We start from the raw sequence: 22,732 nt of genomic DNA, 5'->3' as shown, positions 1-22,732 counted from the left end.
TAATCACTTTTTTATTTGTTTTTTCTATTGTTAGGTCAATTATATATCTTTACAAAACTTTATCAAGGCTAAATAATCTTGTTAAATTATAAAGTAATATAAAAAACACTAATTGGCTCAACTAACAGTAATAATAACTACTTTAAATGAAGAATCCAATATTCAAAGAGTGTTGGATTCTGTTTTTTTTGCAGATGAAATTATAGTTGTTGATTCGTTTAGTACCGATAAGACAGTTGATATTATAAAAAAAAATAAAGTACGATTATTACAACGTAAGTTCGATAACTTTTCTGCTCAAAAAAATTATGCTATAAAAAAAGCACTACACGATTGGATACTTGTAGTTGATGCCGATGAGGTGGTTACTGACCAATTAAGGCAATCAATTGTAAAGGCAATCGAAAAACCAGCAAATTTTTTAGCCTTTAAAGTTTATAGAAAGAATTTTGTAAAAGATAAAAAACTTGTTTTTGGAGGTTTTACAGATAAAATAATACGATTATTTAAAAAACAACAATCTATTTATCAAGGTATAGTACACGAAAAAATAGTGGTTGATGGTAAAGTAGGTTTTTTAAAAGGAAATTTAAACCATTATACGTATCAAAGTGCCATTCAGTTTAAAAATAAGTTAAATTATTACGCCAAATTAAGAGCTATAGAATTGTTTAAAAGCAATAAAAAAGTAAACATGTATCATATTTATGTAAAACCAGCGGCTCGGTTTTGTATTCATTTTTTTTTAAAATTTGGTTTTTTAGATGGTAAAAATGGCTTGCTTTTTTCGTATTTTATGGCGTATGGTGTTGCCAAACGATTTGATAGTTTAATTACATTACAACAACTAAAAAATGAGGATAGGATTTGATGCAAAGCGTATTTTTCATAACGCAACAGGTTTGGGTAATTATGGTAGAGATTTAGTACGCGTATTAGCTAAATACTACCCGTTAAACACGTATTACTTATATAACCCTAAACCAAAAAAAATAACACGACTTGAGTTAACCAATTCTATGAAAGAAGAGCTTCCAGAATCATTTTTATGGAAAAAACTATCTTCTATTTGGCGTCAAAGAGCTGTGGTAAAAAATATTAAAAAAGATAAAATTACGTTATTTCATGGTTTGTCAGGAGAAATTCCTAGAGGGTTACAAAAACAAGGAGTTAAGACTGTAGTTACCATACATGACTTAATTTTTATACGCTACCCTAAACTGTATTCGTATTTTGACAGAAAAATTCATTTTTTAAAGTTTCGTTATGCTGCTAAAAAAGCAGATAAAATAATTGCGATTAGTGAACAAACTAAAAAAGATATTATTACTTTTTTACAAGTTTCTGCTTCAAAAATAACAGTTGTTTACCAAGGCTGTAATGAAGTTTTTAAAAAAGAAAGAAGCGAGTTAGAAAAAAATACCTTAAAAAATAAATATCAATTACCCGATAAATTTTTACTAAATGTAGGTACCATTGAAGAAAGAAAAAATGCTTTGGTTATTGTAAAAGCCTTAAAAAACAGTGAAATACCTTTAGTTGTTGTTGGAAAAAAAACAGCGTATTATAAAAAAATAGAGGCCTATATAAAAGAACATAAATTAGAAAATAAAGTTTTCTTTTTAGAAGGTTTAACCTTAGATGAATTGTCTACCATGTATCAATTAGCCGAAATATTTATATACCCTAGTATTTTTGAGGGGTTTGGCATTCCTATAATTGAAGCGTTGTATTCAAAAACACCTGTAATTACTACAAATACAGGGGTGTTTCCTGAGGCAGGAGGCCCGTTTTCTACATACGTAAACCCATATAATGTAGATGAGATGGAAAAAAGTATTGATAAACTATTAAAACTTTCAAAATCAGAAAAAAAAGATATAACAGAAAAAGGGTTTATTTTTGCACAGCGGTTTAATGACGAAGAAATTGCCAAAAATATAATGAAAGTATATGAACAAATTGGATAAAAAAAACATTATAGTTGACATTGAAAGAATGAAATACCCCAATACAGGGTTGTACAATTATTGTAAAAATTTATCTGATTTTTTAATTAAAGATACTACTTTCAACTATTACTTTTTTGCTCATAAAAAAATTAATCTTCCTTCAAGTATTAAGAGAATAAATAGAAAATTAATAGATAAAATTTTATTGAAAACATCTAGTCGATTTTCTTTATGGCACGGAACCTATCAAACAACTAAATTTGTACCTATAAGGCCTATTAAGTTTGTGTTTACAATTCATGATTTAAATTTTTTATACGAGGCTAAAAGTGAAAATAAAAAACAAAAGCTTTTAAATAAAGTACAAAAACGAGTAGATAGGGCAGATTATATAACTACGATATCAAAATTTGTTTTAAACGATGTACAGCAGCATATAAATTTATCAGGAAAAAAAGTAAAGGTGATATACAATGGTGTAAACCTCGTTCGTTATCCTAATTTTAAATCACCGTCATATAAACCTAAAGGGAAGTTTTTATTTACACTGGGTACTGTTTTGCCTAAAAAAAACGTTCATGTTCTTTTAAATTTGCTAAGTAAAGAAAGCGATTGTAAATTGTTAATAGCGGGTATTCAACCTGATGCCAATTATCTTGAAAAAATTAAAAAAGAAGCTAAAAAACTAGACGTTGAGCATAACGTAGTTTTATTAGGGGGTATTTCTGAAGAAGAAAAATATTGGTATTTGAATAATTGTGAAGCATTTTTGTTTCCTTCGATAGCAGAGGGTTTTGGTATTCCTGTAATAGAAGCTATGTTGTTGGGTAAGCCTGTTTTTTTATCAACCCACACTAGCTTACCTGAAATAGGAGGAGAGCATGCTTATTATTTTCAAAATTTTGAACCCAATTCAATGAAAAAGGTGTTTGTTAAGGGTTTAAAAGACTATAAAGAAAACAACAAAACAAATTCAATTATAAATTGGGCAGAACAATTTACTTGGGAAAAAGCTGCTGAAGCATATATTAATGTGTATAAAGAAGTGCTTTTACTTAATAATGAATAAGTTATTGTGCTTTAATAAAGTTGATAGCCTGGTCAAATTTATCTAAAATAGGATTCCATGTATAGTTGTTTTTAACATATAAAAATCCATTTTCAGCTTGTTTTTGATATTCTTTTTCGGTTAAATTAAGTATTTTATTTATTGATTTTTCAAAGCTTTTTTGGTTGTCATATACGTAGCCAGCTTTACTATTTGTTATATGTTTCCTTAGCACTTCACATTTTTTATTAGCAACAACAATTTTTTTGTGCAACATACTTTCTAAAGTAACCAATGATAAACTTTCGTATTTTGAAGGAATAATTAATCCTTTAGAATTTTCTAATAAATAATATTTGGTGTTTTCATCAACAAAACCTGTAAAAATTACATTATCGGTGTTGTTAGTTGTATGAAAATTTTCATTGTTACCTACCAAAACAAGTTTAATTTCTCGATTAAAATTCCCATTAGAAAAATAATGAATTAATTCATCACAACCTTTATTGTGATCTATTCTTCCAATGTAAATAAAGTACTCAAAATCGTATTTATATTTATTGGTTATATCATTTTCTGTCACTTTAAATTCTTCTATTCCTACACCTGCTACATCATTGTAACTTGATACGTTTGAAAAATGGTTGGTAATCAGTTCTTTTTCAGAGCTTGTGTTGTACATAATATATTTTGGTACCGAAAATAAATTTTCAAAGGGCTTAGTGTATAGCAAAGGTTCGTCGTGAGCTGTGGGTATAAATATTGCTTTTTCTTTTACTTTTTTCATACCAAAATAAGTTGGGTAATATAAGTATGTAAAAAAGATAAAGCAGTCATAATTAGAACTATTAGCTTCAATATATTTAATTAAGTCAGGACATTGCGGACCTTGTTCTTTAACAAAAGAAGCGCCATTTTTTTTACTAGGATTAATATAAGGCAGATGTTTTTTTGCGAAAGCGAGAAGATTTATTTTTTTTAAAACTTTATGATGTAATTGATTGAGTAAAATTTTTCTTCTTGCTTTTCTAAAACGTTTGTGATTTTTTTTTAAAGACGAAAACCGCTTTACCTCAATATTGTTTATATGTTCGGTATCTTGAGTGTATTCATTTTTCCAAGCGTCATAATCAAGTGCTTTCGTAGACAAAACAGTAACCTGATGTCTTAAGTTTAATTTTTCAGCAAGTACCCTCGCATGGTATTCAGCACCACCATTAACTTCTATACCATATCGTTGAACTACAATTGCAATTTTAGCCATATAATTAAAATTTAAAAAAAGAGTCTATGTTGTCAAAAACTTTATTTTCATCAAGAGCTTCAGAAAAGAATTCTTCAGCATTTTTTTTGTGAATAGTATAAAAATCTTGATTATTTAGAAGGGTAGTAATATAGTTGGTAAATTTCTGAGCGTCATTGGTAACTAAGCAACCATTGTTTATTTTAGAGAGCAATCCGTCAACTCCACGTTCATTACACACCACAGGGATTCCATAAGATAGCGATTCTACAACTTTTATTTTTAAGCCTGTACCACTTAACATAGGGCAAATGGTAATTTTTGTTTGTTGGTATAATTTATCGAGATTGTCAATAAATGTAATTTTTTGAATATTAGGTAAATCGGGAATAATTGAATTAACTTTACCTACAATGGTAATTCTTATATCAGAGGGCAATAGGGGATAAACTTTTTTTAAAAACCATTCAGCAGAATGTAAGTTGTGGGGATTGTCACTTGCTGTATAAAGAATGTCAATATTTAAATGAGTGTCTTTTTTATTCTTGTTATTTTTTACTCCGTGTGGTATAAGTGCTATTTTTTTATGGGGTAGAAACTGACTAAAAATAAATTGTTCTTCTATTGATATAGCCCATATGGTATCAAACTTATCTAATAATTTTAATTCTGTAGAAAATATTTTTCCCGTATATGAATAATTTATATCACTATATTGACTGGTAAAAAAATCGTGAGTATCAACAATTGTAATGGCACTTTTAAGGAGATTTTTGTTTTCTATCAAAGAAAAAAAATGAACATAAGATATTAGAATATAATCATATTTATTTTTCTCTAGTATTTTCTCAAACTGTTCTTTTTGATTGTAATAAACCCATTGAAACACCCTCGGGTATTTATTTATTTTATTAGGGATAGAAGTTTTAAATAGATAATTTATTCCAGTATTTTTTCTTTTAGGAAGAAGGTAACCATTATTAATTAAGCCTTTGTTTTTTAAAGAGGCAATATCATCTGTAGAAAAGTCAATGTTTTCTATTCCAACAAAATCAATATCACATTTTCTGCTTTTAAAATAATGTAATAACTTATTAGCTCTAGCATTATTTCCTTGGTTAAAAGTTAGAGGATTATTAGGATAAAAAAATAGTATTTTTTTAGACATACTAACAATATTTGTTTAATAAATAATCCTTTTTCTTATTTAGTTCAGAAATAATTTGATTAAATCTATTTTTATCAGATAAATAAAAACTACTTGGGTTCAATTTTTTTAATTCAGTTAAAAATTCATTAGTAACTCTATTTCGATATTTTTTTCGAAATAATTTATGTTTGAGTTTATCTTTTTTGGGTTTTTGCAATGAAATATAATCTACTTGGTGTAAATCTATAGAAGCATACCAATCGTGCCATTTAAATTCAGAAACAACCTCACCTTCTGCTATATGAGCATTAAATCGTAATCTTTTCCAAGGAACCCTTAAAATATCAGCCATAATTGCACCATGCATTGCTTCAGATATTATTAATTTACTACTCGCTATTTCATGTATAAACTTTTCAATTTTATTTCCTAGTGGAGTAATTAAATTAAAATTGTGTTTTAAACAAAATTCTTCCCAGTTAAATACGTTTGTAGATTCATAATAAGGAATTATACTGACATCATATTTTTTAGGTAGTTTTACAGTTTCGTTATACTCGTTAAGAAGGGTATAAAAATAAGCTGAATCAGTAATGTAATTAGTAAAATTGCCTGTTAATTTGAAAGAACTCAAAGGGCCTCTCAAAAAAGAAATATCCCAACTTTCATCTAATTTTATATTTTCCTTTAATGATCTAATACCTGATCCAGCAATGCATTTTTTTTTATATTTGTTAGCCTCATTAAAATAATATGGGTCAGTTAAAGTAAGGATTGAGCCTATGCCTAAAAAAGCAACATCATCATTTTTAGTGAAAATATCTTTGCCTAATAGTTTTGGCCAAAGCCATTGATTTAAATCATCTCCAAAATTTCCTTTATTAGTTTTGTAAGATATTAGTTTCATTAATTTATTTTTGCTCTGCAAAATACATATTTTGTATAGATAAAAGTAAAGAGAAAATATTTAATATTTATATTAATGAATCTATTAAAAGAAGTTATATTCATTTTAAAGAATAAAAAAATCATTTTGTATCCAACAGATACTGTTTGGGGTATAGGCTGTGACGCTACTGATGAAATAGCTGTAAAAAAAATATATGCTTTAAAAAATAGAGAAGAAACCAAGAGTTTAATAATTTTAGTGGATTCAATAGTTATGCTAAAGCAGTATGTAGAAAAAGTTCCTGAAAAAGCTCTAGAAATTATACAAAATGCTACAAAACCGACTACGATTATTTATAAAAACCCTAAAAATTTAGCTAAAAATACCATTGCGCAAGATAATACCATTGCTATTAGAATTGCCCAAGACGATTTTTGTAAACAACTAATAAAAGCATTTAAAAAACCCATCGTTTCTACTTCGGCAAATGTAAGTGGAGAACCAACCCCGAGGTGTTTTTCAGAAATAAGTAAAGCAATTTTAAATAATGTAGATTATGTGGTAGATTTGCATCGAGAAAAAATAACCCAACAATCTTCAATAATCTTAAAAATTGAAGATGGTAAAGTAAGTACCATTCGAGAATAGTTGATGCAAAAAACCTATTATACAGAAGCACTTTCTGCTGAAATTTTTAAAATTATTTCTGATGCAGCACAACAATTAAACTTAGATAGTTATGTAATTGGCGGCTATGTGCGTGACTTTATGTTACAGCGAAAAACCTTAAAAGATATTGATATTGTTGCTGTTGGTAGTGGTGTAGAATTAGCTCAAAAAGTAGCTGAGTTATTGCCTAATAAGCCTAAGGTTCAGGTTTTTAAAACCTATGGAACAGCAATGTTACGGTATAAAGAAACAGAAATTGAATTTGTAGGAGCTCGTAAAGAATCGTATGTAAAAGAAAGTAGAAACCCCACGGTTTCGAAAGGAAGTTTGCAAGACGACCAAAATCGACGTGATTTTACCATTAATGCGTTGGCATTAAGTTTAAATAAAAGCAACTTTGGTTTATTGTTAGATCCGTTTAATGGCATGGCTGATTTAGAAGCAAATAGTATTAGAACGCCTTTAAACCCAGATATTACCTATTCTGATGATCCGTTGCGAATGATGCGAGCTATTCGATTTGCCACCCAATTAAACTTTAAAATAGAAGAAAAATCGTTGCAGGCAATTGTTAAAAATGCTTCGAGAATTAATATTATTACGCGTGAGCGCATTGTGGTTGAGTTAAATAAAATTTTAGAATCACCCAAGCCTTCTATCGGGTTTTTGCTATTAGAAAAAACAGGATTGTTAGAGCTGATTATACCTGAATTATTAGCTTTGAAAGGTGTTGAAGAGGTAGAAGGGCAAAAGCACAAAGATAATTTTTACCATACTTTAGAAGTGGTTGATAATATAGCAAAAAACACGGATAATTTGTGGTTGCGTTGGGCGGCTTTATTACACGATATTGGTAAAGCACCCACCAAAAAATTTAACAAAAAAAACGGGTGGACATTTCATGGGCACGAATTTGTAGGCTCAAAAATGGTGTATACATTATTTAAACGGTTAAAAATGCCATTAAATAATAAGATGAAATTTGTTCAAAAAATGGTGTTATTAAGCTCTCGACCTATTGTACTAGCTTCAGAGGTAACTGATTCTGCGGTTCGACGTTTAATTTTTGATGCAGGAGACGATGTAACCTCTTTAATGACCTTGTGTGAGGCAGATATTACAACTAAAAATCCTAAAAAGTTTAAACGATATCATAAAAACTTTGAAATAGTAAGACAAAAGATTAAAGAGGTTGAAGAGCGCGATAGGGTACGCAATTTTCAACCACCTATTACAGGAGAAGAAATTATGAAAGTTTTTAATTTAACCCCCTGTAAAGAAATTGGTCTTATAAAAGAAGCTATAAAAGAAGCTATTTTAGATGGCAAAATACCGAATGAGCATGAAGCTTCGTATCAATTTATGCTAAAAAAAGGAGAGCAGTTGGGTTTAAAAACAAATTAATAGTAAACAGCTTTTTGAGTTTGTAATACATTGGTTTTTATACTAACGACTGCATATCTACAAGCTTTTTATACATTCCTTTTTTAGCAATTAATTCTTTATGTGTGCCTTGTTCTACAATTTTTCCTTTCTGCATTACTACAATTAAATCTGCTTTTTGAATGGTTGATAAACGATGGGCAATAACAATTGACGTTCTGTTTAACATCATTTTTTCTAAAGCATCTTGCACTAGTTTTTCCGATTCGGTGTCAAGTGCTGAGGTGGCTTCGTCTAAAATCATAATTGGCGGATTTTTAAGTACCGCACGTGCAATATTTAAACGTTGTTTTTGTCCGCCAGAAAGTTTATTACCGCTATCTCCAATATTAGTATTGTATCCGTTAGGTAAGTTTTTTATAAATTCATGAGCATTTGCAATTTTAGCCGCTTCAATAATTTCTTCATCACTTTTACCTTTAATGCCTAAAGTAATATTGTTTTTTACCGAGTCGTTAAATAAAATAGAATCTTGTGTTACTAACCCTTCTAATTTTCGTAACGATTGTTTGGTAATGTTTTTAATATTTATTCCATCAATTAAAATAGCGCCTTTATTTACATCGTAAAAACGGGTAAGTAAGTTAGCAATAGTAGATTTTCCACTTCCAGATTGCCCAACTAAAGCAACCATTTTTCCTTTAGGTACTTTTAAAGAAAAGTTTTCTAACACATAAGAGTCTTCGTATTTAAACGAAATATTGTCAATATCAATTTCGTTGTCAAAAGTTTTTTTATCGATAGCATTTGGAGCATCTTTTAACGGGTTTTCGGTTTCTAGAATTTCGAGTATTCGTTCGGCAGCAGCATTTCCTTTTTTAACACCATAGCTTGCTTTTGAAATGGCTTTGGCAGGGGTTAAAATATTATATGCCAATCCCATATAAGCAATAAAATCTGCCGCTTGTAAAGTACGATCAACGAGTACGAGTTGCCCTCCGTACCAAAGTAATACCGCAATAACCCCAATTCCTAAAAATTCACTTACAGGACTTGCTAAATTAGTTCTGTTTAGCAACGTATTGGAAAAGTGATAAAAACGGTTGGTAGAGTTGTTAAATTTATTTTGAAATTCTTTTTCGGCAGTAAACCCCTTTATAACCTTTAATCCGCCTAAGGTTTCTTCGATAAGCGATAAAAAATATCCCTGTTCTTTTTGAACCTTATCCGATTTTCGTTTTAAGCTTTTTCCTATAATTGAAATGATATACCCCGATATAGGTATAAAAATGAACACAAAAATAGTTAGTTTAAAACTAATGGCAATCATTGCAATAATAGTAAAAATAATGGTTAGCGGCTCTCGTACAATCATTTCTAAGATAGATAAAAACGACCCTTGAACCTCTAACACATCGCTACCTATACGCGCCATCATATCACCTTTTCTTTTTTCAGAAAAGAAAGAAATAGGTAGGGTGATGGTTTTTTGGTATAAATCGTTTCTAATATCTCGCAGTACTCCATTTCGCAAAAAGGTAATAAAGTACATTGCCAAATAATTAAAAATATTTTTTAAAAAGAAGGTGATAATTACTAAGCCTACTACCATTAATAATGCTTTTGATTTATCATCTCCAGCAAATTCGTTTATATAATAAGAGACACTGTTTTTAAAAAAATCTATAATTTTTGTAATACCTTCATAGCTTGGTTTTGTGGTAATTTTAGGTGCTTTAGGATTAAAAATAATATCTAGCATCGGCATTAAAACCAAAAAAGAAAGCATCGAAAAAAATGCATATAGTATATTAAATAATATATTTAGATATCCATACTTTTTGTAAGGAATAATATATTTAATAATTTTTTTAAAATAGTTCATTAGAGGTTTAATTCTTTAATAACACGTTGAATTTTTTCATCCAAATTATTTTCAACACGTTTAGCTTCTTCTATAGTATTTAAAGGGCTGTGTACACTAAAGTAAAATTTAATTTTAGGTTCGGTGCCACTTGGTCTAGCAGCAACTTTAGTTCCGTCTAGGGTATGATAAATTACCACATTTGATTTTGGAATTTTGATAGGGGTTTCTTTGCCAGTTAGTAGATTTTTTTTAATTGAAGCTTCGTAGTCGTATAGGTATTCAACTTTTGAACCGTCAATTTCTGTTAACGGGTTATTTCGAAAATCAAGCATCATTTGTTTGATTTGTTCAGCCCCATCCATTCCTTTTTTTACTAAAGAAATTAAATGTTCTTTGTAAAAAGAGTGGTTTGTATATAGGGTTAATAGTTTTTTGTAGAATGAGCTGTTGTTGGCTTTTGCATCTGTCGCAATTTCACAAGCTAAAAGTGCAGATGTAACCGCATCTTTATCACGAACAAAGTCGCCTACCATATAGCCAAAGCTTTCTTCGCCACCACCAATAAATTCAAGATTAGGATTGTCTTTAATTGCCTTAGCAATCCATTTAAAACCAGTTAGTACTACTTTGGTTTCTACGCCATAACTTGCAGCAATTTCATTTATTAAATTTGTAGAAACAATGGTAGAGCCAACAAATTGGTTACCGTTAAGTTTATTTTGTTTTTTCCATTGATTAATTAAAAAATCGGTCATCATACTCATGGTTTGATTTCCGTTTAATAACTTTATATTTCCTTCTAAATCTCTTACGGCGATACCTATTCGGTCAGAATCTGGATCAGTACCTAAAACAATGTCAGCATCTATTTTATTAGCTAAGTCTACCGCCATTTTTAAAGCTTCTGGCTCTTCAGGGTTAGGTGATTTTACTGTAGGAAAATCGCCATTTGGCTCCGCTTGTTGTTCAACAATATGTACTTGGGTATATCCTGCACGTTTTAAAACTTCAGGTATTAACTTTATAGAAGTACCATGTAATGAGGTAAATACTATTTTTAAGTCTTTTCTGCCTTTTACGTCGGTAAAAGAGCCGTTTTTTACAGAAGCATTCCAAAAAGCCTCGTCAACTTCGTTGCCGATATACGAAATTAAAGCTTCATTTGCATTAAAGTTAATATCCGCATAATCTAGCGAATTAACTTCTGCAATAATTTCTTTATCTTGAGGAGGTACTATTTGTCCGCCATCAGACCAATACACCTTGTATCCATTATATTGAGGAGGGTTATGTGATGCGGTTAAAACAATACCAGCTTGACAATTTAAATAATTTACAGCAAAAGATAATTCGGGTGTAGGGCGTAAATCTTCAAATAAAAAAACTTCAATATTGTTTGCTGAAAGTATATTAGCTACAATTTTTGATAGTTCTTTACTGCCGTGTCTACAATCGTAAGCTATGGCAACCTTTAGCGGTTCGTTTACAAACGATTGGTGTAAATAATTACTCAATCCTTGGGTTGCTTTACCTAAGGTATATTTATTTATTCGATTGGTTCCGGCTCCCATAATACCACGCATTCCACCTGTTCCAAATTCTAAATTTTTGTAAAACCGATCTGCTAAATCATCAGATTTAGCAGCAATTAATTGTTCTATTTCATTGCGTGTTTGAGCGTCAAAAGTAGGGGATAACCAACTTTTTGCCCGAGTAATTATGTCTTCTGTCATTTTTAAATTTTTAATAGTATTAAGTTACGGGTTAAAAATTGAGTTTTTCTTTTAGAGTATAGTGTTTTTGTTGTGGATTGGATTTAATAATAAGTTCGCCTAAAAAACCTGCTAAAAATAGTAATGTACCTAATATCATAGTTGTTAAGGCGATATAGAACCATGGGTTGTTCGTTACTAAAATTGTTTTTATGCCGTTTGATAGCTTGTAAAGTTTTATAATGCCTATATATGCTGAAGCCATAAAACCTAAAATAAACATAAGCGTACCCCATAAGCCAAAAAAGTGCATGGGACGTTTGCCAAATTTTGATAAAAATGAGATAGTAATTAAGTCTAAAAAACCATTTATAAAACGGTTCATACCAAATTTGGTTTCGCCATATTTACGGGCTTGATGTTGTACTACTTTTTCACCTATTTTGTAAAAACCTTCGTTTTTTGCCAATACAGGTATGTAGCGATGCATTTCGCCGCTAACTTGTATGGTTTTTACAACATCGTTTTTGTAGGCTTTTAAGCCGCAGTTAAAATCGTGTAGTTTTAAACCAGATGTTTTTCTAGCGGCCCAATTAAATAATTTTGACGGAATATTTTTGGTAAGCACATTGTCGTATCGCTTTTTTTTCCAGCCCGAAATTAAATCAAAATTATCATTAATTATTAGGTTGTAAAGGTCGGGTATTTCTTCTGGATTATCTTGCAAATCAGCATCCATAGTAATAACCACACGACCTTGAGCTATTTTAAACCCAGCGTCTAAAGCTTGTGATTTTCCGTAATTTTTTTGAAATCGAATACTTTTTATTGAGGTATTACTGGCTGCCAATTTTTCAATTACTTCCCACGAATTATCGGTACTGCCATCATCAATAAAAATAACTTCATATAAAAACCGATTGGATTGCATAACTTTAGCAATCCAATCGTATAATTCTTGTAAAGATTCTGCTTCGTTAAGCAGTGGTATTACAACCGATATATCCATATTTAGTTATCACTAATAAATAACAAAGATACTGGTTTTAAAGAAACTCAACAATTTTTAAAACGTAAACTCTTCTTAAATATTAATTTTGTTCTGTTTTTTTTAGTATTGCTCCGGCTATGGCTGAAATTATAAATCCAAAAACTGCTGAGCTAACAATGCTCATTGCAGCACTTATAGCTGGTGATTGAAACTTTTTAGCCATTTGCATGCTTGTTTCAATTTGTTCGTCGGTTAAGCCTTTATCTATCATTAACTGCTGTTGTTTTTCCATAACTTGATTCATAAAGTCAGGCTCTATAAAATTCATGAAAATATAGTTGTAAATAGCCAGTATTAAACCAGCAACAACTGCTACGCCAACGCCAACTTTTACGGCTTGTCCCCATGATAAAAATTCACCATTAGCTTGTTTAAATTTTTTAATAGCCGCAACAATAAAACCAACAATTAGTAAGGTTGAAATTACGGAGGTTATCCAGTTTTGATTTAAACTATTTCCAGTGGCGTAGATTATAAGACTAAGTATTACCGATGCACCACCTAATAATAATCCGTAGTTAATAATTATACTTTTACTGTTTGCTTGATTTTCCATTGTATTAATCTTTTTAATTAGTTATTTTATATACAAAGATATTTATTTTGCTAATACGCTAGTTGTTTTGAAAAAAAACTTTATTTGTTTTAAAACAATTTATTAGTATTCAGAAGATTAAAAAAGGTTTATAAAAATATGATTAATTTTAATTGTTTAAATAAAAATAGGTTGTAAATTTGCCGTGGCAAGTCCTACACAACTAGCTCCCTTTGAATCCTCCAGGGCGGGAACGCAGCAAAGGTATTAGGTCGTAGCAGTGTGATGTAGATCGCTTGCCATTTTTTGTTTTTACAAGTCAGTCATTCTTGTTTTTTTCGCTTCTAGGATGATGTAAATCAATTACTTCTTTTAAATACGTTTTGTCAAGATGCACATAAATTTCGGTAGTGGTAATACTTTCGTGACCTAAAATTTGTTGAATTGTACGTAAATCAGCACCGTTTTTTAGTAGCGATGTAGCAAATGAATGTCGTAAAGTATGTGGCCCTATTTTGGTTTTTAAATTAACTTTAATGGCTAATTCTTTTAAAATGATAAAAATCATTTGACGCGTAAGGCGTTTGCCTCTTCGGTTTAAGAATAAAATATCCTTATCTTCTTTAGTAGGGGTAATATGGTTTCGAATATGATTTTTATAAAAATTAATATATTTTATAGTTGATTGGTGTATGGGTACAAAGCGATATTTATTGCCTTTACCTAAAATACGAATGTAGCCTTCATTAAAAAACAAGTCAGAAATTTGGAGGTTAATTGCTTCTGAAACGCGTAATCCACAGCTATAAATAGTTTCTAAAATAGTACGATTTCTTTCGCCTTGAGGATGACTTAAATCAATAGCGCCAAACAGGATGTCAATTTCTTGGTTAGATAAAGAATCAGGTAATTTTCGCGTAATTTTTGGCGATTCTATTAAATCGGTAGGGTTGTCAGTACGATAATCTTCAAAAACTAAATAGTCAAAAAAACTACGTAATCCAGAGATTAAACGAGCTTGACTTCGCGCATTTATTTTTTTGGCTACTTGATAAATAAATTGCTGTATTGTGCTGGTGGAGATAGTTATAGGAGAGTAATGTATTTCATTGTCAGTTAAAAAGGTGATTAGTTTATTAATATCTCTGCTATAATTATCTATAGAGTTGGCAGAAAGCCCTCGTTCTATTTTTAGATAATTTTGATAATCGGTATTTGCTTGTTGCCAGTTCATTTTTTTGCTATTTTACAAAAAAAATGTAAAAATAAACACCTAATATTCATTTTTTATAGCATATTAATATAACAAGTTGTTTTTTGTTAATTATTTTTTAATAATTATATGTAAATCAATAATTTGTGTTGATGTGGTTTATAAAAGGTGTTTTTTTACTAACAGAAAAAGAACGATAAATGAAATATAAAGGTAAAGAAATCGTCATTTTTTTTAATCTCTTTATTTAAATCTTAACAAAGATTTCATATATTGCGCTAGAATTTAAAATAAAAAATTATGAAAAAATTTGTTTGTTTTGCTCTGTTTTTAATGACAATGTCATTATCAGCACAAAGTATTTATGATGGCTCTGACCAAATTAGTGTAGGTGTTAATGCAGGTCTTCCTATAGGAGATTTAGCAGGGTCTTATTCAGCAGGATTTGGGATAGATTTTAATTATTTATACTCAATTGGGAGCAAAGTACAAATTGGAGGTGCTACAGGATATTTATTTTTTATGGGTAAAGATGTTAATGGGGTAAAAGCTGCTGGTAAATCGTATATACCTATTGCAGGGGCTATTCGATTTAATAATGAGTACGATCGATATGTTATTGGTACCGATCTTGGATATGCTATAGGAATAACGCCTAGTGGAGATAAAGGTGGTGTTTATTTTAAGCCTTATTTGGGGTATAAAATTTCAAATAATGTAGAGCTTAATTTATCGTATATTGGTGTTAAAAAGAAAGATCCCGCTTATAGTTATGTAGCGCTGGGATTAATGTTTAAAATATAAAAAAAAGCGGAAGTCTTAAGCTTCCGCTTTTTTGTTTTTATAAAATGAAATTATTAATAATTAATGGGCCTAATCTAAATTTATTAGGTAAGCGAGAACCTGATATTTATGGTTCTAGCTCTTTTGAGGCTTATTGGAAAGGACTTCAAAAAAAATACCCAGCTGCTGAAATCGAATATTTTCAATCAAATATAGAAGGCGAAATAATAGATAAATTACATGAAGTTGGTTTTAGTATTGATGGAATTGTTTTAAACGCTGCAGCATACACACATACCTCAATAGGTATTGGCGATGCTGTAAAGGCAATACAAACACCAGTTGTAGAAGTTCATATTTCTAATGTGCATTCACGTGAAAGCTTTAGACATGTTAGTTATATTGCAGCTAATGCAAAAGGTGTGATTAGTGGTTTTGGTTTACAAAGCTATGAATTAGCTATTCAAAGTTTTTTGTTGTGATTTTTCTTTTATAATTTCGGCTACCGATTTATTTTTTATTTTACTTTCTAGCCAAGAAAGAATGTCTAAATATAAAAAAGCTCTTTTTTCGTAAGGATGGTTCTCATATACCTTTAAACGAGTGTATATTTTTTCGAATTCTTTCTTTATGTCTTGAGGATACACATCTCCTAAAGCTCGTATTGATATAATAAACTCTTTTTGTACCTCTTGTAAATTTTTCATTTTAAGTAAAAACTTATAGGTTTCTTTAAATTGTCTTTCTAAATGGTAGTCTAAACCACTTTCGTAATGAGCTATTAAATTTAAAATTCGAGCAAAGCATTGTAAATCTTCGCCAACGTATAAGTTTTTAGCATTTATAATTTTAGATAAATAGGTAATACAAGCTTTGTTTTTACCCATTCCAAAATACAAACAAGCAATTTTATAGTTTAATACCGTAATATGATGTTTATCTAATTGATAACTATAAGCTTTCATTTTACTATTAATTTCATCTACTAAGTATTCACCCTCAGCAAAGCTCCCTTCTAAAAAGTGTTTATGCAGTTGATTGTTGTAGTAGTATAGAAAAATTAATATTTCAGTATTATTATTCTTTGGAATCAAATTGCTGTTAATTTCATTTTCAAATATATCTAACTCTTTCAAAAACTCGGTTTTGTGCTGGGTGAAAAATAGAGATTCTAACAAGTAATTTTTCCCTTTTAAATAAAAAACAGGATGGTCGTCAATTTTTTTTGGATTATCACTAAACAACTGTACCCACTTATTAGCGTATTTGTAACTTTGTATAAAATTTTGAGTTAATAAACTACGCCATAAATGAGCCTTATAAAGCCATAATTTTTCTCTAAAACCTAAATTTTTAAAAGTATATTTTGGTAGTTTATCTTTAAAATAGGTGTTAATTTTTTTTAGTTCTTTGTCGTTTCTAACATACCCCGTTTTTAATAAAATACCATATAGTTGCAGTGATAAATTAGATAGTTTACTAGTAATAACATTTTGCATACTTAACTCTTTTGCTTGTATGGTGAGTTCATCGGCGCGTGTGCTAATACTTCTAGTAATATACTGGCTTTCAATTACTTTTTCGAGTTCAACAATTTCATAAGCAATGTTTTTTTCATCATGTACTAGTGCCATTGTTTTTGCTTTTTCTAGTAATTTTAAACTTTGCTTATATAATCCTTTTTGATATAAAACGGTAGCAAAATCAAGTTGCTCTCTAATTTGAATACGAATGTTTTTATGAGCGGGGTTCATTCGTAAACTTATTAATATTTGCTTATATAAATGAGCTTTTAGGTTTGAGAGTTGTTGCTTGCTAACAATACCACTACTTATAATATCTTTTTCGTTATAGACCTTTTGTTTTTCTAAAAATTTAAATAACGAAAAAAATTTAGCATCCACATTACCCCCTAATCTGCCTACATATAGGTTAAATTGTCGTTTTTCTGATTTTGATAACGATTTTATTAAAACAAATAAAGCATCATTTTGTTGGTTGAGCGCTGTAAAGATTTTTTTCATAAAAATATGATTATGAATATTTTATGTAAATTTAATTAATATTAAATATCGTAATTATTAAGGGGGAGGCTTATAAATAGATAAGCCAAATAGTTACATTTGTAATTGGTACTAAAGTAAAAAATATAATGAAGGATAACAAAGTTCAAATTTTTGATACAACACTTAGAGATGGAGAGCAAGTTCCAGGCTGTAAGTTAGACACCAAACAGAAGCTAATTATTGCTGAAAGATTAGATCAGTTAGGTGTCGATATTATAGAGGCAGGTTTTCCAGTTTCGAGTCCGGGAGACTTTAATGCTGTGAGTGAGGTTGTAAAAGTTGTAAAAAATGCTTCCGTCTGTGGCTTAACTAGAGCTGTGAAAAAAGATATAGAAGTTGCTGCAGAAGCTTTAAAAAACGCTAAAAGACCTAGAATTCACACAGGTATAGGTACAAGTGATTCTCATATAAAATATAAATTCAAAAGTTCTCAAGAAGAGGTTATAAGACGAGCAAAAGAAGCTGTTTCATATGCCAAAAATTTTGTAGATGATGTAGAATTTTATGCTGAAGATGCAGGTAGAACAGATAATGCATTTTTAGCAAAAGTTTGTGAAGAAGTTATAAAATCTGGAGCTACCGTATTAAATATACCAGATACTACGGGATATTGCTTACCTGAAGAATATGGAGCTAAAATAAAATATTTAAAAGAAAATGTAAAAGGAATTGAAAACGCAATTCTTTCTTGTCATTGCCATAACGATTTAGGTTTAGCTACTGCTAATTCTATATCGGGGGTAGTAAATGGAGCTCGCCAAATAGAATGTACTATTAATGGTATTGGCGAACGTGCTGGTAATACTGCTCTAGAAGAGGTGGTTATGATTTTAAAACAACACCCATATTTAAACCTATATACCGACATTAATTCGCAGCTATTGTTTGATACAAGTAGAATGGTAAGCGAAAAAATGGGAATGTTAGTACAACCCAATAAAGCAATTGTAGGGGCTAATGCCTTTGCCCATAGCTCAGGAATTCACCAAGACGGTGTTATTAAAAATCGAGAAACGTATGAAATTATTAACCCAGAAGATGTTGGCGTAAATGAGAGTTCTATTGTGTTAACTGCAAGAAGTGGTAGAGCAGCATTGGCATATAGAGCTAAAAAAATAGGTTATGAGCTTACTAAAGTTCAATTAGATGTGGCTTATAAAACATTTTTAGAGTTTGCCGACAAACAAAAAGAAGTGGTTGATGAAGATATTCATTTAATCATGAAAGAAGTTAATAAGATTTCAAAAATATCAGTTGCCTAATGGGAAAAACACTATTTAATAAAGTTTGGGATGCGCATGTGGTAGATACAGTTAAAAACGGTCCGCAAATTTTATATATTGATAAACATTTAATACACGAAGTTACTAGTCCACAAGCATTTAGAGAGTTAGAAGAGCGAGGTATTCCTATCGCTCGTCCAGATAAAATTGTGGCAACCGCAGATCACAATACACCAACAGTTGATCAGCATTTGCCAGTAAAAGATTTACTGTCAAAAAATCAGTTAGAACAATTAACTAAAAACTGTAAAAAAAATAATATTACCCTATATGGTTTAGGGCATGAAAATAACGGAATTGTACATGTAATTGCCCCTGAGCTAGGTATTACACAACCGGGTATGACCATCGTTTGTGGCGATAGCCATACCTCTACTCATGGTGCTTTTGGCACTATTGCTTTTGGTATTGGAACCAGTCAAGTTGCACAAGTTTTTGCTAGCCAATGTTTGTTATTGCAAAAACCAAAAAGTTTACGTGTAAATGTAAATGGAAAACTTAAAAAAGGAGTGTTGCCTAAAGACGTAATACTTTACATAATTGCGAAGTTAGGCACTAATTCTGGTACAGGATATTTTTGTGAATATGCAGGTAATGTATTTGAAGAAATGTCTATGGAGGGTAGAATGACCGTATGTAATATGAGTATAGAAATGGGTGCGAGAGGTGGAATGATTGCGCCAGATGAAACAACTTTTGAATATGTTAAAGGTCGAGAATTTGCTCCGAAAGGTAAAGAATTTGATAAAAAAGTAGAACAATGGAAAAAATTAAAAACAGATGATGATGCTGTTTTTGATAAAGAATATTCATTTGATGCTGAAGATATAGAGCCCATGCTTACTTATGGTACCAATCCAGGAATGGGAATAAAAGTAACAGATCAAATTCCTTTGTTAAATGATGATTCTTTTGAGAAATCATTAAAATATATGGACTTTAAAAAAGGTGAAAGCCTTATCAATAAAAAAATTAACTATGTCTTTATTGGTAGCTGCACAAACTCTAGAATCGAAGATTTTAGGGTTGCGGCTTCCTATATTAAAGGCAAACAAAAAGCATCAAACGTTAATGCTTGGTTAGTACCAGGGTCGCAACGTGTTGCTAAACAAATTAAAGAAGAAGGTTTACAAGAAATTTTTGAAGAAGCAGGGTTTCAACTTCGCCAACCAGGTTGTTCGGCATGTTTAGCAATGAACGATGATAAAATACCCGAAGGAGAGTATTGCGTTTCAACTTCTAACAGAAATTTTGAAGGGCGTCAAGGTCAAGGAGCTAGAACTATTTTAGCAAGTCCTTTAATGGCGGCAGCAACAGCTGTTGAAGGAAAAATAATTAACTTTACAACACAATTATAATAATGGAGAAGTTTACAAAATTAGTAGATACAGCAATTCCATTATCTATTGAAAATGTAGATACGGATCAAATAATTCCAGCACGATTTTTAAAAGCTACCGACAAAAAAGGTTTTGGAGATAATGTGTTTAGAGATTGGCGATACCATAAAGACGGCACTATAAATACCGAGTTTATTTTAAACGTTAAAACATATAGTGGAAGTATTTTAATCGCAGGCGATAATTTTGGCTGTGGCTCTAGTAGAGAGCACGCTGCTTGGGCTTTGTCTGGTTATGGTTTTCGAGTAATTATTAGTAGCTTTTTTGCTGATATATTTAAAGGAAATGCTTTAAATAATGGGTTGTTGCCTATACAAGTATCACCAGAATTTTTAAATAAAATTTTAACAGAAGTTACAAAAAACCCTCAAACCTTAATTACGGTAGATTTAGAAAATCAATTGCTCGAAACACCAGTAGGTACGGTGTCGTTTGAGATTAATCCATACAAAAAATTATGTATGCTAAATGGATATGATGATATTGATTTTTTAATTAGTAAAAAAGATAAAATACAAGCTTTTGAAAAAAGTATTGCTTAGCAATACCAAAAATTAAGTATATTTAGTTATTATTAATAATTCGATACAATAAAATAAAAATGAAATTTAATATTACAATAATTCCTGGAGATGGTATTGGGCCAGAAGTAACTGCTCAGGCAAAAAAAGCGCTAAATGCAATAGCAGATACTTATGATCATACTTTTGTGTTTAAAGAAGCCTTAATGGGGGCGGTAGCTATTGATAAAACAGGTAATCCGTTACCAGATGAAACTATTGAACTTTGCAAAAAATCAGATGCTATTTTATTTGGTGCTATTGGCGACCCAAAATATGATAATGATCCTACGGCAAAAGTGCGCCCAGAACAAGGATTACTTCGTCTTAGAGAAACTTTAGGGTTGTTTTGTAATATACGACCAGTTAAGGCATATGATAAGTTAATTAAAAATTCGCCATTAAAAGAAAATATTATAAAAGGAACCGATATTGCTATTTATCGTGAGCTTACAGGAGGTATTTACTTTGGCGAAAAAAAATTAAGCGATGATGGTAAGGTGGCTTTTGATGGTTGTACCTATTCGGTAGAAGAAATACAGCGTGTTGCGCATTTAGCCTTTAAAGCGGCGCAAAATAGAAGAAAAAAATTAACTTTAGTAGATAAAGCTAATGTGTTAGAAACCTCTCGATTATGGAGAAAAACCGTAACCGAATTGGCTGATCAATATCCAGATGTAGCGTTAGACTTTTTATTTGTAGATAACGCTGCAATGCAGATGATATTAAATCCAAAACAGTTTGATGTTGTTTTAACCGAAAATTTATTTGGTGATATTATTTCTGATGAGGCTAGTGTTATTGGAGGTTCGATAGGTTTATTAGCTTCTTCTTCTATAGGAAAAGAAAATGCGCTGTTTGAGCCTATTCACGGGTCGTTTCCGCAAGCAAAAGGAAAAGATATTGCTAACCCATTAGCATCTATTTTATCAGCTTCTATGTTGTTAGATCATTTAGGTTTATACGAAGAAGCACGAGCTATTGAAAAAGCTGTTGAAAAATCGTTAGAATTAGGAATTACTACTGAGGATATAAAGAGTGAAGATTCGCATGCTACGTCTACTTCTAAAGTAGGAGATTTTATTGCAGATTATATTGAAAATCAAGAAGATAGTAATATTAATTTTAAGAATATTCATATGGGGCAAAGCACCATTATTTAACTTGTTTTTTTAGTGTCAAAAATTAGAAAAAAGTTGTTTAAGAAAGAAGGTTAAGTGGTTTTTTTGACCCATCCAGTTCATATTTAATAGATTTTAATTAAAAAAAAGGGTGGATTTTTATTAGTATAAAAATCTACCCTTTTTGCTTTACTAAATTTATTATAGTTGTCAATAAAATTTAGTATTAGATAATAAAAAAAGCGAATTAATACTTCAAAATATTTTTATTAAACGCATTTAAATGGTTATAAGAGGCTTGTAATAAATTGTTATAGGTGTTTATGCTATTTTCATTATTGGTGCTTTTAATAGCTAATTCTAGGTCTTTAATATCTTTTTCTTCAATTAACTTACCAACCTGAAGGGCATCTAGTTCAGATTTTTGTCCTTTACTGATTAATTCATTATAAAGATTTTTAAGTTCTAAATTTTTGAAAAAGCCTTGCTCTTCACTTATACTATAAGCAATACTATAACTGTCTAATAAGGCTTTCATTGAGTTTATGTGACTTTGTTCGCTCTGACTAATATTTTGAAAAACAGTTAAACTCCATTTTTCGTTAAGATAATTGTATACGTCAAAGGCAAGTTTTTCTTCTTCTAACATAAAAAGCATTTGGCTTTTTTCGTCTTGTGAAATAGCAATATTAAGGCCAATATTATCGGTAGTATTGTCTTGGCAAGAACTGCTTATCCCCACTGTAAAGAGAAATACTAATACGGTTAAGGTGTTTAAAGTTTTCATGATAACGGCTTTTAAAATTT

Annotated in this window: 21 protein-coding genes and 1 other RNA gene; 12 read left to right on the top strand and 10 right to left on the bottom strand. The window is 30.3% G+C overall.

Annotated elements, in window-relative coordinates; all coding sequences use genetic code 11:
- The first annotated feature begins 112 nt into the window (after nucleotides 1–112).
- Genes AB2B44_RS00935 through AB2B44_RS00925 form a run of 3 tightly spaced genes read left to right on the top strand, consistent with a single transcriptional unit; the run spans nucleotide 113 to nucleotide 3,021 of the window.
- Nucleotides 113–871, top strand: coding sequence for a glycosyltransferase family 2 protein (locus AB2B44_RS00935; protein ID WP_369047683.1), 759 nt, complete (start codon nucleotides 113–115; stop codon nucleotides 869–871).
- Nucleotides 855–1,970 carry a glycosyltransferase family 4 protein gene (locus AB2B44_RS00930; RefSeq protein ID WP_369047682.1) on the top strand — a complete coding sequence of 372 codons (1,116 nt, stop codon included), beginning with the start codon at nucleotides 855–857 and terminating at the stop codon, nucleotides 1,968–1,970. Before AB2B44_RS00935 ends, AB2B44_RS00930 begins: the two co-directional genes overlap by 17 nt.
- Nucleotides 1,954–3,021 (top strand): glycosyltransferase family 4 protein, encoded by a 1,068-nt coding sequence (locus AB2B44_RS00925; protein WP_369047681.1) that lies wholly within the window; start codon nucleotides 1,954–1,956, stop codon nucleotides 3,019–3,021. The genes AB2B44_RS00930 and AB2B44_RS00925 overlap by 17 nt, the downstream gene beginning before the upstream one ends.
- Nucleotide 3,022: 1 nt before the next feature.
- Here AB2B44_RS00925 and AB2B44_RS00920 read toward each other — a convergent pair whose 3' ends face one another.
- Genes AB2B44_RS00920 through AB2B44_RS00910 form a run of 3 tightly spaced genes read right to left on the bottom strand, consistent with a single transcriptional unit; the run spans nucleotide 3,023 to nucleotide 6,300 of the window.
- The gene (locus AB2B44_RS00920) at nucleotides 3,023–4,264 is read right to left on the bottom strand and encodes a glycosyltransferase family 4 protein (protein WP_369047679.1); all 1,242 of its coding nucleotides are present in this window, start codon (nucleotides 4,262–4,264) and stop codon (nucleotides 3,023–3,025) included.
- Nucleotides 4,265–4,268: 4 nt separating this feature from the next.
- Entirely contained in the window at nucleotides 4,269–5,411 is a 1,143-nt protein-coding gene (locus AB2B44_RS00915) for a glycosyltransferase (protein ID WP_369047678.1), read from the bottom strand.
- Between the two features lies 1 nt (nucleotide 5,412).
- Complete coding sequence (locus AB2B44_RS00910) at nucleotides 5,413–6,300, bottom strand: polysaccharide pyruvyl transferase family protein (protein WP_369047677.1); 888 nt, start codon at nucleotides 6,298–6,300, stop codon at nucleotides 5,413–5,415.
- Nucleotides 6,301–6,375: 75 nt separating this feature from the next.
- On the opposite strand from AB2B44_RS00910, the gene AB2B44_RS00905 reads away from it, so the two are divergent.
- Nucleotides 6,376–6,930 carry an L-threonylcarbamoyladenylate synthase gene (locus AB2B44_RS00905; RefSeq protein ID WP_369047676.1) on the top strand — a complete coding sequence of 185 codons (555 nt, stop codon included), beginning with the start codon at nucleotides 6,376–6,378 and terminating at the stop codon, nucleotides 6,928–6,930.
- A gap of 3 nt (nucleotides 6,931–6,933) precedes the next feature.
- Nucleotides 6,934–8,355: a CCA tRNA nucleotidyltransferase gene (locus AB2B44_RS00900; protein WP_369047675.1), complete on the top strand. Its 1,422-nt coding sequence runs from the start codon at nucleotides 6,934–6,936 to the stop codon at nucleotides 8,353–8,355.
- 37 nt (nucleotides 8,356–8,392) lie between these two features.
- Here AB2B44_RS00900 and AB2B44_RS00895 read toward each other — a convergent pair whose 3' ends face one another.
- The 4 genes from AB2B44_RS00895 to AB2B44_RS00880 all read right to left on the bottom strand — a co-directional run bounded on the left by AB2B44_RS00895 (nucleotide 8,393) and on the right by AB2B44_RS00880 (nucleotide 13,520).
- Complete coding sequence (locus tag AB2B44_RS00895) at nucleotides 8,393–10,219, bottom strand: ABC transporter ATP-binding protein (protein WP_369047674.1); 1,827 nt, start codon at nucleotides 10,217–10,219, stop codon at nucleotides 8,393–8,395.
- Nucleotides 10,219–11,934 carry a phospho-sugar mutase gene (locus AB2B44_RS00890; RefSeq protein WP_369047673.1) on the bottom strand — a complete coding sequence of 572 codons (1,716 nt, stop codon included), beginning with the start codon at nucleotides 11,932–11,934 and terminating at the stop codon, nucleotides 10,219–10,221. The genes AB2B44_RS00895 and AB2B44_RS00890 overlap by 1 nt, the downstream gene beginning before the upstream one ends.
- 31 nt (nucleotides 11,935–11,965) lie before the next feature.
- A complete protein-coding gene (locus tag AB2B44_RS00885) occupies nucleotides 11,966–12,922 on the bottom strand; it encodes a glycosyltransferase family 2 protein (RefSeq protein ID WP_369047672.1) in 957 nt (318 codons plus the stop codon).
- A gap of 82 nt (nucleotides 12,923–13,004) precedes the next feature.
- Nucleotides 13,005–13,520: a DUF4199 domain-containing protein gene (locus AB2B44_RS00880; RefSeq protein ID WP_369047671.1), complete on the bottom strand. Its 516-nt coding sequence runs from the start codon at nucleotides 13,518–13,520 to the stop codon at nucleotides 13,005–13,007.
- A 185-nt stretch (nucleotides 13,521–13,705) separates the two neighbouring features.
- Here AB2B44_RS00880 and ffs point away from each other — a divergent pair.
- An RNA gene (ffs, locus tag AB2B44_RS00875) (signal recognition particle sRNA small type) lies at nucleotides 13,706–13,804 on the top strand.
- Nucleotides 13,805–13,818: 14 nt separating this feature from the next.
- On the opposite strand, the gene AB2B44_RS00870 is transcribed toward ffs, so the two are convergent.
- Complete coding sequence (locus tag AB2B44_RS00870; RefSeq protein WP_369047670.1) at nucleotides 13,819–14,733, bottom strand: tyrosine recombinase; 915 nt, start codon at nucleotides 14,731–14,733, stop codon at nucleotides 13,819–13,821.
- A 279-nt stretch (nucleotides 14,734–15,012) separates the two neighbouring features.
- Between AB2B44_RS00870 and AB2B44_RS00865 the strand changes: the two genes are divergently transcribed.
- The gene (locus AB2B44_RS00865; protein ID WP_369047669.1) at nucleotides 15,013–15,516 is read left to right on the top strand and encodes a hypothetical protein; all 504 of its coding nucleotides are present in this window, start codon (nucleotides 15,013–15,015) and stop codon (nucleotides 15,514–15,516) included.
- 44 nt (nucleotides 15,517–15,560) lie between these two features.
- Nucleotides 15,561–15,977, top strand: coding sequence for a type II 3-dehydroquinate dehydratase (gene aroQ, locus AB2B44_RS00860; RefSeq protein WP_369047668.1), 417 nt, complete (start codon nucleotides 15,561–15,563; stop codon nucleotides 15,975–15,977).
- Here aroQ and AB2B44_RS00855 read toward each other — a convergent pair.
- Complete coding sequence (locus AB2B44_RS00855; protein ID WP_369047667.1) at nucleotides 15,951–17,519, bottom strand: hypothetical protein; 1,569 nt, start codon at nucleotides 17,517–17,519, stop codon at nucleotides 15,951–15,953. The genes aroQ and AB2B44_RS00855 overlap by 27 nt on opposite strands.
- Nucleotides 17,520–17,647: 128 nt before the next feature.
- Between AB2B44_RS00855 and AB2B44_RS00850 the strand changes: the two genes are divergently transcribed.
- Genes AB2B44_RS00850 through leuB form a run of 4 tightly spaced genes read left to right on the top strand, consistent with a single transcriptional unit; the run spans nucleotide 17,648 to nucleotide 21,967 of the window.
- The gene (locus AB2B44_RS00850; protein ID WP_369047666.1) at nucleotides 17,648–18,823 is read left to right on the top strand and encodes a 2-isopropylmalate synthase; all 1,176 of its coding nucleotides are present in this window, start codon (nucleotides 17,648–17,650) and stop codon (nucleotides 18,821–18,823) included.
- Nucleotides 18,823–20,202, top strand: a complete 1,380-nt coding sequence (gene leuC, locus AB2B44_RS00845; RefSeq protein ID WP_369047665.1) for a 3-isopropylmalate dehydratase large subunit — start codon at nucleotides 18,823–18,825, stop codon at nucleotides 20,200–20,202. The genes AB2B44_RS00850 and leuC overlap by 1 nt, the downstream gene beginning before the upstream one ends.
- Before the next feature lie 2 nt (nucleotides 20,203–20,204).
- Entirely contained in the window at nucleotides 20,205–20,786 is a 582-nt protein-coding gene (leuD, locus tag AB2B44_RS00840) for a 3-isopropylmalate dehydratase small subunit (protein ID WP_369047664.1), read from the top strand.
- A gap of 59 nt (nucleotides 20,787–20,845) precedes the next feature.
- Nucleotides 20,846–21,967: a 3-isopropylmalate dehydrogenase gene (leuB, locus tag AB2B44_RS00835; RefSeq protein ID WP_369047663.1), complete on the top strand. Its 1,122-nt coding sequence runs from the start codon at nucleotides 20,846–20,848 to the stop codon at nucleotides 21,965–21,967.
- 205 nt (nucleotides 21,968–22,172) lie between these two features.
- Here the strand turns inward: leuB and AB2B44_RS00830 are convergent, their stop codons facing one another.
- Complete coding sequence (locus tag AB2B44_RS00830; RefSeq protein WP_369047662.1) at nucleotides 22,173–22,712, bottom strand: DUF2202 domain-containing protein; 540 nt, start codon at nucleotides 22,710–22,712, stop codon at nucleotides 22,173–22,175.
- Nucleotides 22,713–22,732 lie beyond the last annotated feature (20 nt).

Source organism: Tenacibaculum sp. UWU-22, from assembly GCF_041021355.1.
Classification (GTDB): domain Bacteria; phylum Bacteroidota; class Bacteroidia; order Flavobacteriales; family Flavobacteriaceae; genus Polaribacter.
This window is presented reverse-complemented; position numbering and strand designations above follow the sequence as displayed.